Raw genomic sequence first — 14120 nt, 5'->3', positions numbered from 1 at the left:
TCAGAAGGAAAACGCATGAAACCCGTCGACTACAAAGCCACCCTGTCGTTCTCCAACGGCAGCCCCAGCGTGGACCTGCCGGTGTATGCCGGCAACATCGGTCCTGAGGTGATCGACATCCGCAAGCTGTACGCCCAGACCGGCATGTTCACCTACGACCCGGGTTTCCTGTCGACCGCTTCCTGCCAGTCCGCCATCACCTACATCGACGGCGACAAGGGCGAGCTGCTGTACCGCGGCTACCCCATTGAGCAGCTGGCCACCCACTGCGACTTCCTCGACACCTGCTTCCTGCTGCTCAACGGTGAGCTGCCCCAGGAGCAAGAGCGCAATGACTTCCACAAGCTCGTGACCAACCACACCATGGTCAACGAGCAGATGCAGTTCTTCCTGCGCGGCTTCCGCCGCGATGCCCACCCCATGGCCGTGCTGACTGGCCTGGTGGGCGCCCTGTCGGCCTTCTACCACGACAGCACCGACATCAATAACCCCGAGCACCGCCGCATTGCCGCGATCCGCCTGATCGCCAAGATGCCCACGCTCGTGGCCATGGCCTACAAGTACGGCATTGGCCAGCCCTACATGTACCCGCAGAACGACCTGAGCTACGCCGGCAACTTCCTGCGCATGATGTTCGGCACCCCCTGCGAGGAGTACAAGGTCAATCCGGTCATCGAGCGCGCGATGGACCGCATCTTCATCCTGCACGCCGACCACGAGCAGAACGCCTCCACCTCCACCGTGCGTCTGTGCGGCTCGTCGGGCACCAACCCCTTCGCCGCCATCGCCGCTGGTGTGGCCTGCCTGTGGGGCCCGGCCCACGGTGGCGCCAACGAAGCCTGCCTGAACATGCTGGAGGAAATCCAAGCCAGCGGCGGCGTGGCCAAGGTGGGCGAGTTCATGAACCAGGTCAAGGACAAGAACTCGGGCGTTCGCCTGATGGGTTTTGGCCACCGCGTCTACAAGAACTACGACCCGCGCGCCAAGCTGATGCAGGAAACCTGCAAGGAAGTGCTGCTGGAACTGGGCCTGGAAAACGACCCCCTGTTCAAGCTGGCCATGGCCCTGGAAAAGATCGCCCTGGAAGACGACTACTTCGTGCAGCGCAAGCTCTACCCGAACGTGGACTTCTACTCCGGCATCGTGCAGCGCGCCATCGGCATCCCGGTGAACCTGTTCACCGGCATCTTCGCCCTGGCCCGCACCGTGGGCTGGATCGCCCAGCTCAACGAAATGATCAGCGACCCCGAGTACAAGATCGGCCGTCCGCGCCAGCTGTTCACCGGCTCGCCGCGTCGCGACGTGCCCGCTTCGCTGAAGAAGTAAGCGGCCTCGCTCACACCGGGCCTCGCCCGGTCGGGACGCCCGCCACACCCTCGGGTGCGGCGGGCGTCTTCACTTGAGACCCCGTAAAATCGTCGCCCGGTCACCCCGATCGACCCCACCGAATCGATATGGCACGCACGCTCTACGACAAGATCTGGGACGAACACGTCGTCCACACCGAAGAAGACGGCACCGCCGTTCTCTACATCGACCGCCACTTGGTGCACGAAGTCACCAGCCCCCAGGCGTTCGAGGGCCTACGCCAGGCCGGCCGCAAGGTGTGGCGGGTGAGCTCGGTGGTGGCCACGGCCGACCACAACACCCCCACCACCGGCTGGGAGCGCGGCTACGACGGTATTGCTGATCCGATCAGCAAAGAGCAGATCGTCACGCTCGACGCCAACATCAAGGAATTCGGCGCCGCCGCCTTCTTCCCCTTCATGTCGCAGCGACAGGGCATCGTGCACGTCATCGGCCCGGAGAACGGCGCCACCCTGCCCGGCATGACCGTGGTCTGCGGCGACTCGCACACCAGCACGCATGGCGCATTTGGCGCCCTGGCACACGGCATCGGCACCAGCGAGGTCGAGCACGTGTTGGCCACGCAAACCCTGCTGGCCAAGAAGGCCAAGAACCTCCTGATCAAGGTGGACGGCGATCTGCAAAAAGGCTGCACCGCCAAAGACATCGTGCTCGCCATCATCGGCAAGATCGGCACGGCAGGCGGCACGGGCTACACCATCGAATTCGCCGGCTCGGCCATTCGCGCCCTGAGCATGGAAGGCCGCATGACGGTGTGCAACATGGCCATTGAGGCCGGCGCCCGCGCGGGCCTGGTGGCCGTGGACGACAAGACCATCGAGTACGTCAAAGGCCGCCCGCTGGCCCCCACGGGCGTCGAATGGGACCAGGCCGTCGCCTACTGGAAGACCTTGCACTCCGATCCGGGCGCCAAATTCGACGCCGTGGTCGAACTCGACGCCTCGCAGATCGTGCCGCAAGTCACCTGGGGCACCTCACCCGAGATGGTGCTGGGCATTGATGCCACCGTGCCCGACCCCGACAAGGAAAAAGACGCGGTCAAGCGCGGTGCCATCGAGCGCGCCCTCACCTACATGGCGCTGGAGCCCGGCAAGCCGCTGAACGACATCTTCGTCGACAAGGTGTTCATCGGCTCGTGCACCAACAGCCGCATCGAAGACATGCGCGAAGCCGCCGCCGTGGTGAAAAAACTTGGCCAGAAGGTGGCCAAGAACATCAAGTTGGCGCTCGTGGTGCCTGGCTCTGGTCTGGTGAAGGCACAGGCCGAGCGCGAAGGCCTGCACGAGATCTTCAAGGCCGCCGGCTTCGAATGGCGCGAGCCCGGCTGCTCGATGTGCCTGGCCATGAACGCCGACCGCCTGGAGCCCGGCGAACGCTGCGCCTCCACCAGCAACCGCAACTTCGAAGGCCGCCAGGGCAACGGTGGGCGCACCCATCTGGTGTCACCCGCCATGGCCGCGGCCGCCGCCATTCACGGCCATTTCGTCGACATCCGCCAATTCGCCTGAAAGGAGACTCCATGAGAAAGATCGCTGCCCTCTTCGCCCTGAGCGCCGTGTTCGCGCTGGTGGGTTGCAACACCGTTCAAGGCATTGGCCAGGACATCCAGAAAGGCGGCCAAGTCCTCGAAGACGCGGCCAAGAAGAAATAAATGAGAGCCTTCACCGTACACAAGGGCCTCGTGGCCCCCATGGACCGGGAAAACGTCGACACCGACGCCATCATCCCGAAGCAGTTCCTCAAGTCGATTCGCAAGACCGGCTTTGGCCCCAACCTGTTCGACGAGTGGCGCTACCTGGACCACGGCGAGCCCGGCCAAGACCCGACCTCGCGCAAGCCCAACCCGGACTTCGTCCTGAACCAGTCGCGCTACCAGGGCGCTTCGGTGTTGCTGGCGCGCCAGAACTTCGGCTGCGGCTCTTCGCGCGAGCACGCGCCCTGGGCCATTGAGCAGTACGGCTTCCGCGCCCTGATCGCCCCGAGCTTCGCCGACATCTTCTTCAACAACTGCTTCAAGAACGGCCTGCTGCCCATCGTGCTGCCCGAAGCCACGGTGGCTCGGCTGTTTGACGAAGTGGCGGCATTCCCCGGCTACGAACTCACCATCGACCTCGAGCGCCAGGTGATCGTGAAACCGCAGGGTGAAGAGATTCCGTTTGACGTGCAGCCCTTCCGCAAGTACTGCCTGCTCAACGGCCTCGACGACATCGGTCTGACCTTGCGCCACAAAGACAAGATCGCCGCCTACGAGTCACAGCGCCTGGCCACCAAGCCTTGGCTCGCCCACACCATGGTCGGGCAGTAAGCCCTTCGATCGCAAAACACACACATGAAAATCGCAGTTCTTCCGGGTGACGGCATCGGCACCGAAATCGTGGCCGAGGCGGTCAAGGTCCTCAACGTGCTCGACCTGTCGTTCGAGATGGAAACCGCCCCGGTGGGCGGTGCCGCCTACGAGGCCCATGGCCACCCCCTGCCTGAGTCCACCCTGAAACTGGCGATGGAAGCCGACGCGGTGTTGTTCGGCGCCGTGGGCGACTGGAAATACGACAAGCTCGACCGCCCCCTGCGCCCGGAACAAGCCATCCTGGGCCTGCGCAAGCACATGGGCCTGTTCGCCAACTTCCGCCCGGCCATCTGCTACCCCGAGCTGGTGAACGCCTCCAGCCTCAAGCCCGAGCTGATCGCCGGGCTGGACATTCTCATCATCCGCGAGCTGACCGGCGACATCTACTTCGGCCAGCCCCGTGGCCGCCGCGTGGCCACCGATGGCCACTTCCCCGGTGCCGAAGAAGCCTTTGACACCATGCGCTACTCGCGCCCGGAGATCGAGCGCATCGCCCACGTGGCCTTCCAGGCCGCGCGCAAGCGCAACAAGAAGGTCACCAGCGTTGACAAGGCCAACGTGCTGGAAACCTTCCAGTTCTGGAAAGACGTGGTCACCGAGGTGCACAAGGAGTACCCCGACGTCGAGCTCGAGCACATGTACGTGGACAACGCCGCCATGCAACTGGTGCGCGCGCCCAAGAAGTTTGACGTGGTCGTCACCGGCAACATGTTTGGCGACATCCTCTCCGACGAGGCTGCCATGCTCACCGGCTCCATCGGCATGCTGCCCTCGGCCTCGCTGAACGCGAAGAACCAGGGCCTCTACGAGCCCAGCCACGGCAGCGCACCGGACATCGCGGGCAAGGGCATCGCCAACCCGCTGGCTACAATCTTGTCCGCTGCCATGATGCTCCGCTTCTCACTCAACCAGCCCACCGCCGCCGACCGGATCGAATCCGCCGTCGCCAGCGTGCTCGCGTCTGGTCTGCGCACGGCCGACATCTGGTCGGAAGGCACCACGAAGGTGGGCACCCGCGAGATGGGTGACGCCGTCGTGAAGGCGATTACCAAAACCATTACCAAGGGCTGATTCAGCTCCGGTTCGTCGCGCCCTTACCCGGCAGGACGAGCCGGGGAAAAACAGGTTGTTTTTTTGAAAGGGCATTGACATGACGACGAAACTGGTTGGGCTTGTGGGTTGGCGGGGCATGGTTGGCTCCGTCCTGATGGACCGCATGGTCGAAGAAGAAGACTTCGACCTCATCGAACCCGTGTTCTTCTCCACCTCCAACGCGGGCGGCCAAGCCCCCGCGATGGCGAAGAACGAAACCAAGCTGCAAGACGCGCACGACATCGAAGCGCTCAAGCGCTGCGAAATCATCATCACCTGCCAAGGTGGCGACTACACCACCGAGGTCTTCCCCAAGCTGCGCGCCGCTGGCTGGACCGGCCACTGGATCGACGCCGCCTCCACCCTTCGCATGAAGGACGACGCGGTCATCATCCTGGACCCGGTGAACATGCCGGTCATCAAGAGCGCACTGGCCAAGGGCGGCAACAACTGGGTGGGCGGCAACTGCACCGTGAGCTGCATGCTCATGGGCGTGGGCGCGCTCTACAAGGCCGGCCTGGTCGAGTGGATGAGCACCCAGACCTACCAGGCGGCCTCCGGCGGTGGCGCACAGCACATGCGCGAGCTACTCACGCAATACGGCACCCTCAATGCCGAGGTGCGCGCCCTGCTGGACGACCCCAAGAGCGCCATTCTCGAAATCGACCGCAAGGTAATCGCCAAGCAGCGGTCGCTCACCGAAGCCGAAACCGCCAACTTCGGCGTGCCGCTGGGTGGCTCGCTCATTCCCTGGATCGACAAAGACCTGGGCAACGGTGTGAGCCGCGAAGAGTGGAAAGGCATGGCCGAGACCAACAAGATCCTCGGTCAGGGCGAAGGTTTTGGTACCGCCGCCGTGCCGGTAGACGGCTTCTGCGTTCGGGTGGGCGCCATGCGCTGCCACTCGCAGGCCCTCACGTTCAAGCTCAAGAAGGACGTGCCACTGGCCGACATTGAAGCCATGATTGCCGCCGACAACCAATGGGTGAAGGTGGTGCCCAACACCCGCGAGGCCACGCTGAAGGACCTGACCCCGGTGGCGGTGACCGGCACCATGACCATTCCGGTGGGCCGCCTGCGCAAGATGGCCATGGGTCCCGAGTACCTGGGCGCCTTCACCATTGGCGACCAGCTGCTGTGGGGTGCTGCCGAGCCGCTGCGCCGCATGCTGCGCATCCTGTTGGGCGCCTGACCGGCCTCCCGCCTTCAGCCCCAGAGATGGGGCGAATAGGACATCACGTTGCGCCTCTGCAACGTGATGTCCCTCACGAAAATTGATGGGCGGCAGGCTTTGAAACTCAAGCGGATTGTTAGCTTGTCAGCGTAATTCCTTGATGCTATGGTCAATTTTCGGTTTTTCACGTCGAGGTCCAAGTGCCAGCCAACACCCGCCCTTCTCCTGCCGCTCAAGACGGTTTGCCCCTGACGCAAACCGGTTCCCGAGGGCTTGCCCGGCTGAACGCCGTGGCGGCTGCGGCGCTGCTGACCATTGGCCTTGGCCAACCACTCGACGCCCACGCCCTGGCCCTCGGCCGGGTGGTGGTTCAGTCGGTGTTGGGTGAGCCCCTGAAGGCGGAAATCGACATTCCCGACATCACGCCCGACGAGGCCTCTACCCTGCGTGTCACCCTGGCCTCATCCGAGGCTTACCGGGCAGCGGGCATCGAAGTGAACCCGGTGCTCAACGCCCTGTCGGTAACCTTGCAGCGCCGCCCGGATGGCCGCGCCTATCTCCGCCTCACCGGCGCGCGGCCCGTGAACGAGCCTTTTGTCGACCTGATCGTCGAGGCCAACTGGTCCTCCGGTCGCCTGGTGCGCGATTACACCCTGCTGTTCGACCCCCCTGCCCTGAAGGCGACCAAACCCGCACCGCAACCGGTGGCACCGGCAGTGTCGGCTGCGCCAGCGCCCACCCCCGCGGCGCCTCGTGCGGCTGCCCCAGCCCCATTGGCGCCAGCGGCCCCGCGCCCGACCACGCCTCCCGCCGTCGCCACACCCCCTGCAGCGATGCCGGTGGCGCCCAAGGCCCCTTCTGCGGGCACGCAAGTCAAGGTGAAAACGGGTGACACCGCAAGCGGACTTGCCATGAAACACGCACCGGCTTCTGTGTCGCTTGACCAGATGCTGGTGGCGATGTTGCGAGCCAACCCCAATGCCTTCGTGGGCGGCAATGTGAACCGGCTTCGCTCGGGCGCCGTCGTTGACATTCCCAGCGCCAGCGACGCCGCTTCCATCGACGCCAGCGAAGCACGCCAGACCATCGCTGCCCAAAGCCGTGACTTCGACGAATTCCGACGCCGCCTGGCCGCCGCAGCCCCCGCCGCGGCCGTGGGCAACGCCGACCGCAGCACATCCGGGCGGGTGCAGACGGAAGTCCGAGATCAGCGACCCACGCCACCCACCACCGACAAGCTGACCCTCTCCAAGGAAGCGGCACCTGGCAAACCCGCCGCCGAGGACAAGATCGCCCAGCAGCGCCAGGCCAAGGACACCGAACAACGCGTGGCCGAACTGGCGCGCAACATTGAGGAGCTCGGCAAACTGGGCGCCGCCTCTCCCAGCCCGGCCTCCGCAGCGCCCGCCAACCCTGCTGCAGCGCCCGCGACCACAACAGCTTCCGCCGCCCCGGCCACTGCAGCCGCAACGCCAGGCACAGCCCCCGAGGCCTCGACCGCAGCCCCCCCTGCGCCACAAGCCACCCTGCCCACCGAGCCCACCGCCGCCTCCGCCCCGGCTGCCAGCGAACCGGCGCCAGCGGCGGCTCCCGCTGCGCCCGAGCCCGCCGCAGCACCCAAGATCACCGCCGCCGTGCCCCAGCCGGTGCCGGAAGGCGAACCTTCGCTGTTGGACGACCTGCTGGCAAATCCCCTCTTGCTGCCGCTGGGTGGCGTTCTGGCCGCGTTGCTGGCGGGCCTTGGGCTCTACCGCATGCGCCAGCGCAAGACCACGAGCAGCGTGGACAGCTCCTTCCTGGAAAGTCGCCTGCAGCCCGACTCGTTCTTCGGCTCCAGCGGTGGCCAGCGCATCGACACGGCGGAAGCCACGGCCACCGGCTCGTCCATGGTGTATTCGCCCAGCCAGCTCGACGCGGCGGGCGATGTGGACCCCGTGGCCGAGGCCGACGTTTATCTCGCCTACGGCCGCGACTTGCAAGCCGAAGAAATCCTTAAGGAAGCCATGCGGACCTCGCCCACCCGGGTGGCCATCCATGGCAAGTTGCTGGAGATTTATGCCAAGCGCCGCGATGCCCGCGCCTTCGAAGTGGTGGCAGCCGAGGCCTTTGGCCTCACCAGCGGCCAAGGCCCCGAATGGGATAGGGCCTGCGAACTGGGCCGGGACCTCGACCCCAACAACCCGCTGTACCAGCCAGGTGGCAGGCCACCCGCCAAATCGGCCGCGGCAGCCGGTGGCGCGGCCCCCGAGATGGTTCACACCCGGCCGTTCGAAGGCAGCTCTCTCGCCGGTCTCAGCCCCGCGGCATCGGCCACGCCGGACATCGACCTCGATCTGTCGCTGGACGAATTGGGCAGCGAGCCCGTGCAAAGCGGTCCTGTGTCGCGACTCGACGATCTCAACTCGACCGACGCCCTGACCAGCTCGCCGCGCGGGGTACCCCCGGTGCCCGAAGCACCCGCACCGGCGTCATCGCCTGACATGAACGACCTGGGCCTTGACCTCGATTTCGACATTCCGGCCACCAGTCCCGCCAGCCCGTCTTCCCTGGGCGCGCTGCCCGCGGAACCTGACGAGGCGCCCGCCCTGGACTTGCCCAGCTTTGACCTGAATGCCGCCGGTGACGCCGCGGACGCGGCCCCCGCTCCGGTGGCAGAAGCCCTCAACTTCGACCTGAACGACCTCAGCCTGGATCTGGAATCGCCAGCCGACAGCACCGCCAGTGCCAACGAGTCCCCTGCGCTGACCGAAGAGAACCCGCTGGAGACCAAGCTGTCGCTGGCCGAGGAATTCCGCGCCATCGGTGACCTGGAAGGCGCACGCTCATTGGCCGAAGAGGTGCTGGCCGAGGCCACTGGGTCGCTCAAGACCAAGGCCACCGCCTTCCTGGCCGATCTGTCCTGACCCCGCCACCTGACTTGACCAACGACTCCGCTTCCCCCCCTACGCCCAGCCCGATGCAACGCATCGCGCTGGGCGTGAGCTTTAATGGCCGGGCTTACGATGGCTGGCAGAGTCAGCCGAGCGGCCAGACCGTTCAAGACCAGTTGGAGATGGCGCTCACGCGCTTCACCGCTGCCGAACCCGTGCGCACGCTGTGTGCCGGACGCACCGATGCAGGGGTGCACGGCCTGATGCAGGTGGTGCACTTCGACACCCCCCTGCAACGGCCAGACAACGCCTGGGTGCGCGGCACCAACACCTTCCTGCCACCGGACATTGCGGTGCAATGGGCCCGCGCCATGCCATCCAGCTTCCATGCCCGGGCCAGCGCAAAAGCCAGGCGCTACGCCTATGTGCTGCTCGAATCGCCGGTGCGCCCCAGCGTCGACTCGGGGCAGGTCGGCTGGGTGTTCCGCCCCCTGGCCATGGAGCCCATGCAGCAAGCCGCGCAAATGCTGCTGGGGGAGCATGACTTCACGTCCTTTCGGGCATCGGGCTGCCAGTCGCACACACCCGTGAAGACCCTGAACCGCATTGACATCTCGAGGCGCGGCGCCTACTGGCGCTTTGAGTTCGAGGCCAACGCGTTCCTGCACCACATGATCCGCAACATCATGGGCTGCCTCATCGCCGTGGGCACCGGCAACCGCCCGCCTGCCTGGATGGCCGAGGTGCTGGCCGCGCGCAGCCGCGACGCCGCCGCCCCCACCTTCTCTCCTGACGGCCTGCATTTTCTCGGGCCGATCTACGATTCCGCCTGGGGCTTGCCGGAGCGCACCCCGCTGTTTGACTGGCTGCCCTGACATGCCCACCCTGCACCGCACACGCATCAAGATCTGCGGGCTGACCCGCGAGCAAGACGTAGACGCCGCCGCTCAAGCCGGCGCCGACGCCATTGGCTTCGTGCTGTACGAGAAAAGCCCGCGCTTCGTGTCGCCCGAGCGCGCCGGCGAGCTGGCCGCTCGGCTGCCCGCCTTCGTGACACCCGTTCTGCTCTTCGTCAACGCCAGCCCCGAGTGGATCGCCCGGGCCACCGCGGCTGTGCCGCATGCCCTGCTGCAGTTTCACGGCGACGAAACCCCGGCCGACTGCCTCGCCAGCGGGCGCCCGTTCATCCGAGCCGCCCGGGTTCCCCCTGGCCCGGCCGGGCAGGGCTTCGATCTCCTAAAATACGCGCAGGACTATGCATCCGCTCAAGCCCTGCTTCTCGACGCCCACGTCGAGGGCTATGGCGGCAGCGGTCAATCTTTCGACTGGACGGCTTTCCCTTGGTCACACCCTCGACTAAACGCCAGCTCTCGCCTCGTTTTGTCTGGTGGACTCACGCCTGCAAACGTGACCGATGGCATCCGGCTCGTTCGGCCCTGGGCCGTTGACGTGAGTTCCGGCGTCGAGGTGTCCAAGGGCATCAAGTGCGCCGACAAGATACAGGCTTTCGTGGCGGCCGTGCGTGCGGCCGACCTCTCGCTGTCTTCCCCCTCCTGAGTGTTCGCCTCGGGGGGCGGGCCAACCCCGAATCGACACCACCATGCAGACCTCCTATCAGCAACCCGACGCCCGCGGCCATTTCGGCATCTACGGCGGCAGCTTCGTGAGCGAAACGCTCACCCATGCGATCAACGAGCTCAAGGCGGCTTACGCCCGCTACCAGCACGACCCTGAGTTCCTGGCCGAATTCCGCAAGGAACTGGCGCACTTCGTGGGCCGGCCCAGCCCGGTCTACCACGCCGAGCGCATGAGCCGCGAGATGGGTGGTGCGCAGATCTTTCTGAAGCGCGAAGACCTCAACCACACCGGCGCACACAAGATCAACAACGTGATCGGTCAGGCCATGCTGGCCAAGCGCATGGACAAGACCCGCATCATTGCCGAGACCGGCGCCGGGCAGCACGGCGTGGCCACGGCCACCATCTGCGCCCGCTATGGCCTGGAGTGCATCGTCTACATGGGCAGCGAAGACGTGAAGCGCCAGAGCCCGAACGTTTACCGCATGAAACTGCTGGGCGCCACGGTGGTGCCGGTGGAAAGCGGCAGCAAAACCCTGAAGGACGCGCTGAACGAGGCCATGCGCGACTGGGTGGCCAACGTGGACAACACCTTCTACATCATCGGCACCGTGGCGGGCCCGCACCCCTACCCGATGATGGTGCGCGACTTCCAGAGCGTGATCGGGGAAGAGTGCCTCAAGCAGATGCCCGACATGCTCAAGGAAGCCGGCTGCCAAGGCTCGCAGCCCGACGCGGTGGTGGCCTGCGTGGGCGGCGGCAGCAACGCCATGGGCATCTTCTACCCCTACATCAACCACGCCAGCACCCGGCTGATCGGCGTGGAAGCCGCCGGTGAAGGCCTGGACAGCGGCAAGCACTCGGCCTCGCTACAAATGGGCAGCCCTGGCGTGCTTCACGGCAACCGCACCTACGTGCTGCAAAACGACCACGGGCAAGTCACCGAGACGCACAGCGTAAGCGCCGGTCTGGACTACCCCGGCGTGGGCCCCGAGCACGCCTTCCTCAAAGACATCGGCCGGGCCGAGTACGTGGGCATCACCGACAGCGAGGCACTGGAGGCTTTCCATTACCTGTGCCGTGTCGAAGGGATCATCCCGGCGCTGGAGTCTAGCCATGCCGTGGCCTACGCCATGAAGCTGGCCAAGACCATGCGCCCCGACCAGTCCATCCTGGTGAACCTCTCCGGTCGGGGTGACAAAGACATCGGCACCGTGGCCGACCTGTCCAAGGCCGATTTTTATTGCCGCCCCAGTTGCCGTGGCCAGTCGGTCAAGGGCGGCGAGTCCGTGATTGAGGTCCGCAAATGAGCCGCATCGACAACACCCTCTCCGCCCTGAAGGCGCAGAACCGCAAGGCGCTGATTCCCTTCGTCACGGCGGGCTTTCCCTACCCCGCCATCACGCCCGAACTGATGCACGGCATGGCAGAGGCTGGCGCCGACGTCATCGAACTGGGCGTGCCCTTCTCCGACCCGTCGGCCGATGGCCCGGTGATCCAGAAAGCCGGTGATCGCGCGCTGGCCGCTGGCATTGGCCTGCCGCAAGTGCTCGCGATGGTGAAGAAATTCCGCGAGCGCAACAGCACCACACCCGTGGTGCTGATGGGCTACGCCAACCCCATCGAGCGCTACGACCAGAAAAACGGCGAGGGCGCCTTCGTGCGCGATGCGTCCGAGGCAGGCGTGGACGGCGTACTGGTGGTGGACTACCCGCCCGAAGAGTGCGAAGACTTCGCCCGCTCGCTGCGCGAGCACAACATGGACCTGATCTTCCTGCTGGCGCCCACGTCCACCGACGAGCGCATGGCCCAGGTGGCCCGCGTGGCCAGCGGCTATGTGTACTACGTCTCGCTCAAGGGCGTGACCGGCGCGGGCACGCTGGACGTGTCACAGGTGGAAGCCATGCTGCCGCGCATTCGCCAGCACGTGAGCATCCCGGTGGGCGTGGGCTTCGGCATCCGCGACGCCGACACCGCCCGTGCCATCGGCCGCACCGCCGACGCGGTGGTGATCGGGAGCAAGCTCATCCAGCTCATCGAAGACGAGCCCTACGAGAAAGTGGTGCCGGTGGCGGCCAATTTCCTTCGCACCATCCGAAACGCCCTCGACGCATAATCCGCCGTCCATTGCCGATAGGAGGACCCATGTCCTGGCTTGAAAAGCTTCTTCCCCCCAAGATCACCCCCACCGACCCCACCGAGCGCCGCAGTGTGCCCGAAGGCCTGTGGGTCAAGTGCCCGAGCTGCGAAGCCGTGCTCTACAAGAACGACCTGGAGAAAAACCAGAACGTCTGCCCGCACTGCAGCCACCACCACCGCATCGGCGCCCGCGCGCGCCTGAATGCCTTCCTCGATGCCGAGGGCCGCTACGAGCTGGCGCAAGAAGTGCTGCCGGTGGACGCCCTCAAGTTCAAGGACAGCCGCAAGTACCCCGAACGCCTGAAAGAAGCCCTGGAGAACACCGGCGAGACCGATGCCCTGGTGGTGATGGGTGGCGCGGTGCATGGCATAAGCCTGGTCGCGGCCTGCTTCGAGTTCGACTTCATGGGCGGCTCCATGGGCTCGGTGGTCGGCGAGCGCTTCGTGCGCGGCGTGGAAGAAGCCATCGCCCAGAAGGTGCCCTTTGTGTGCTTCACCGCCACCGGCGGCGCCCGCATGCAAGAAGGCCTGCTGTCGCTCATGCAGATGGCCAAGACCAACGCGTCGCTCACGCGCCTGGCCAAGAAGGGCCTGCCGTACATCAGCGTGCTCACCGACCCGACCATGGGTGGCGTGAGCGCTGGCTTCGCCTTCGTGGGTGATGTGGTGATTGCCGAGCCCAAGGCCCTGATCGGCTTTGCCGGCCCGCGCGTGATCGAAAACACCGTGCGGGTGAAACTGCCCGAGGGCTTCCAGCGCGCCGAGTTCCTGCAAACCAAGGGCGCGGTGGACTTCATCTGCGACCGCCGCGAGTTGCGTGGCCAGGTCGCCAGCATCCTGGCCATGCTGCAGCGCCAGAGTGCCGACGCGGTGGTCAACGATTGACCTCGCCGAGTGCTGGGCCGCTCACGCTGACCCAGCTGCCTCTTTTCCCTCTGCACACCGTCCTGTTCCCGGGCGGTGTGCTGCCGCTGAAGATCTTCGAGGTGCGTTACCTCGACATGATCGGACGCTGTCAGCAACTGGGCGCCCCGTTTGGGGTGGTGACCCTGACCGAGGGAGAAGAGGTGCGGCGACGCGCCCCAAGCGCCCAGGGCGCTGAGCCGGGTATCGTGCGCGAGGGTTTTCACCCCATTGGCGTTCTGGCCCGCATCGAAAAACTGGAGAAGCCCCAGGCAGGGCTCTACCTCGTGCAGTGCCGGGGTCTGCAACGGTTTCGGATCAACCGCCGCGAGCAATTGCCGCACGGTCTGTGGACCGCCGATGTCACGCTCGATCCACCCGAGCCCAACCTGCCCGTGCCCGATCACCTGCTGCCCGCCCGCCAGACGCTGGAGCGCGTGGTGGAGGGGCTTGCGCAACAGGGCACGCCAGACACCCACCCGGTCCCAACGCCCCATCAGTGGGATGACTGCGCCTGGCTGGCCAACCGATGGGCCGAGTTGCTGCCGCTGCCCCTCGAAATGAAGTACCGGCTGATGTCGCTCGACAGCCCGGTGCTGCGCCTGGAACTGGTGGCCGACCTGCTGGACCGCATGGGCCTGCAGGACTGA

The 14120-nt window shown here is 65.8% G+C and carries 13 protein-coding genes; all 13 read left to right on the top strand.

The features are described from left to right. Positions 1 to 15: 15 nt before the first annotated feature. The 13 genes from gltA to ACE3RQ_RS00735 all read left to right on the top strand — a co-directional run bounded on the left by gltA (position 16) and on the right by ACE3RQ_RS00735 (position 14120). Positions 16 to 1326 carry a citrate synthase gene (gene gltA, locus ACE3RQ_RS00795; RefSeq protein ID WP_374518938.1) on the top strand — a complete coding sequence of 437 codons (1311 nt, stop codon included), beginning with the start codon at positions 16 to 18 and terminating at the stop codon, positions 1324 to 1326. A 128-nt stretch (positions 1327 to 1454) separates the two neighbouring features. Beyond that, on the top strand, positions 1455 to 2876 hold the full coding sequence (gene leuC, locus ACE3RQ_RS00790) for a 3-isopropylmalate dehydratase large subunit (RefSeq protein ID WP_374518936.1): 1422 nt from the start codon (positions 1455 to 1457) through the stop codon (positions 2874 to 2876). An 11-nt stretch (positions 2877 to 2887) separates the two neighbouring features. Further along, positions 2888 to 3019 carry an entericidin A/B family lipoprotein gene (locus tag ACE3RQ_RS00785; RefSeq protein ID WP_374518934.1) on the top strand — a complete coding sequence of 44 codons (132 nt, stop codon included), beginning with the start codon at positions 2888 to 2890 and terminating at the stop codon, positions 3017 to 3019. After that, complete coding sequence (gene leuD / locus ACE3RQ_RS00780) at positions 3020 to 3673, top strand: 3-isopropylmalate dehydratase small subunit (protein WP_374518932.1); 654 nt, start codon at positions 3020 to 3022, stop codon at positions 3671 to 3673. It begins immediately after the preceding gene. 24 nt (positions 3674 to 3697) lie between these two features. Further along, a complete protein-coding gene (leuB, locus tag ACE3RQ_RS00775; RefSeq protein ID WP_374518930.1) occupies positions 3698 to 4786 on the top strand; it encodes a 3-isopropylmalate dehydrogenase in 1089 nt (362 codons plus the stop codon). Between the two features lie 79 nt (positions 4787 to 4865). Beyond that, positions 4866 to 5999, top strand: a complete 1134-nt coding sequence (gene asd / locus ACE3RQ_RS00770; RefSeq protein WP_374518928.1) for an aspartate-semialdehyde dehydrogenase — start codon at positions 4866 to 4868, stop codon at positions 5997 to 5999. A 182-nt stretch (positions 6000 to 6181) separates the two neighbouring features. Next, entirely contained in the window at positions 6182 to 8884 is a 2703-nt protein-coding gene (locus ACE3RQ_RS00765) for a FimV/HubP family polar landmark protein (protein ID WP_374518926.1), read from the top strand. 53 nt (positions 8885 to 8937) lie between these two features. Next, positions 8938 to 9726, top strand: a complete 789-nt coding sequence (truA, locus tag ACE3RQ_RS00760; RefSeq protein ID WP_374518925.1) for a tRNA pseudouridine(38-40) synthase TruA — start codon at positions 8938 to 8940, stop codon at positions 9724 to 9726. Position 9727: 1 nt separating this feature from the next. After that, positions 9728 to 10408, top strand: coding sequence for a phosphoribosylanthranilate isomerase (locus ACE3RQ_RS00755; protein WP_374518923.1), 681 nt, complete (start codon positions 9728 to 9730; stop codon positions 10406 to 10408). Positions 10409 to 10451: 43 nt separating this feature from the next. Then, entirely contained in the window at positions 10452 to 11738 is a 1287-nt protein-coding gene (trpB, locus tag ACE3RQ_RS00750) for a tryptophan synthase subunit beta (protein WP_374518921.1), read from the top strand. After that, entirely contained in the window at positions 11735 to 12544 is an 810-nt protein-coding gene (trpA, locus tag ACE3RQ_RS00745) for a tryptophan synthase subunit alpha (RefSeq protein WP_374518919.1), read from the top strand. Before trpB ends, trpA begins: the two co-directional genes overlap by 4 nt. A 29-nt stretch (positions 12545 to 12573) precedes the next feature. Beyond that, positions 12574 to 13452 carry an acetyl-CoA carboxylase, carboxyltransferase subunit beta gene (accD, locus tag ACE3RQ_RS00740; protein ID WP_374518917.1) on the top strand — a complete coding sequence of 293 codons (879 nt, stop codon included), beginning with the start codon at positions 12574 to 12576 and terminating at the stop codon, positions 13450 to 13452. Beyond that, the gene (locus tag ACE3RQ_RS00735) at positions 13449 to 14120 is read left to right on the top strand and encodes an LON peptidase substrate-binding domain-containing protein (RefSeq protein WP_374518915.1); all 672 of its coding nucleotides are present in this window, start codon (positions 13449 to 13451) and stop codon (positions 14118 to 14120) included. Before accD ends, ACE3RQ_RS00735 begins: the two co-directional genes overlap by 4 nt.

The organism is Hydrogenophaga sp. (assembly GCF_041913525.1).
Classification (GTDB): Bacteria; Pseudomonadota; Gammaproteobacteria; order Burkholderiales; family Burkholderiaceae_C; genus Hydrogenophaga.
This window is presented reverse-complemented; position numbering and strand designations above follow the sequence as displayed.

What these genes read in the sequence shown, in the direction of transcription:
- leuD (WP_374518932.1), top strand. Translation starts at nt 3,020, where the DNA reads ATGAGAGCCTTCACCGTACACAAGGGCCTCGTGGCCCCCATGGACCGG.
- accD (WP_374518917.1), top strand. Translation starts at nt 12,574, where the DNA reads ATGTCCTGGCTTGAAAAGCTTCTTCCCCCCAAGATCACCCCCACCGAC.
- trpA (WP_374518919.1), top strand. Translation starts at nt 11,735, where the DNA reads ATGAGCCGCATCGACAACACCCTCTCCGCCCTGAAGGCGCAGAACCGC.
- leuB (WP_374518930.1), top strand. Translation starts at nt 3,698, where the DNA reads ATGAAAATCGCAGTTCTTCCGGGTGACGGCATCGGCACCGAAATCGTG.
- leuC (WP_374518936.1), top strand. Translation starts at nt 1,455, where the DNA reads ATGGCACGCACGCTCTACGACAAGATCTGGGACGAACACGTCGTCCAC.
- ACE3RQ_RS00785 (WP_374518934.1), top strand. Translation starts at nt 2,888, where the DNA reads ATGAGAAAGATCGCTGCCCTCTTCGCCCTGAGCGCCGTGTTCGCGCTG.
- gltA (WP_374518938.1), top strand. Translation starts at nt 16, where the DNA reads ATGAAACCCGTCGACTACAAAGCCACCCTGTCGTTCTCCAACGGCAGC.
- ACE3RQ_RS00755 (WP_374518923.1), top strand. Translation starts at nt 9,728, where the DNA reads ATGCCCACCCTGCACCGCACACGCATCAAGATCTGCGGGCTGACCCGC.
- trpB (WP_374518921.1), top strand. Translation starts at nt 10,452, where the DNA reads ATGCAGACCTCCTATCAGCAACCCGACGCCCGCGGCCATTTCGGCATC.
- asd (WP_374518928.1), top strand. Translation starts at nt 4,866, where the DNA reads ATGACGACGAAACTGGTTGGGCTTGTGGGTTGGCGGGGCATGGTTGGC.
- truA (WP_374518925.1), top strand. Translation starts at nt 8,938, where the DNA reads ATGCAACGCATCGCGCTGGGCGTGAGCTTTAATGGCCGGGCTTACGAT.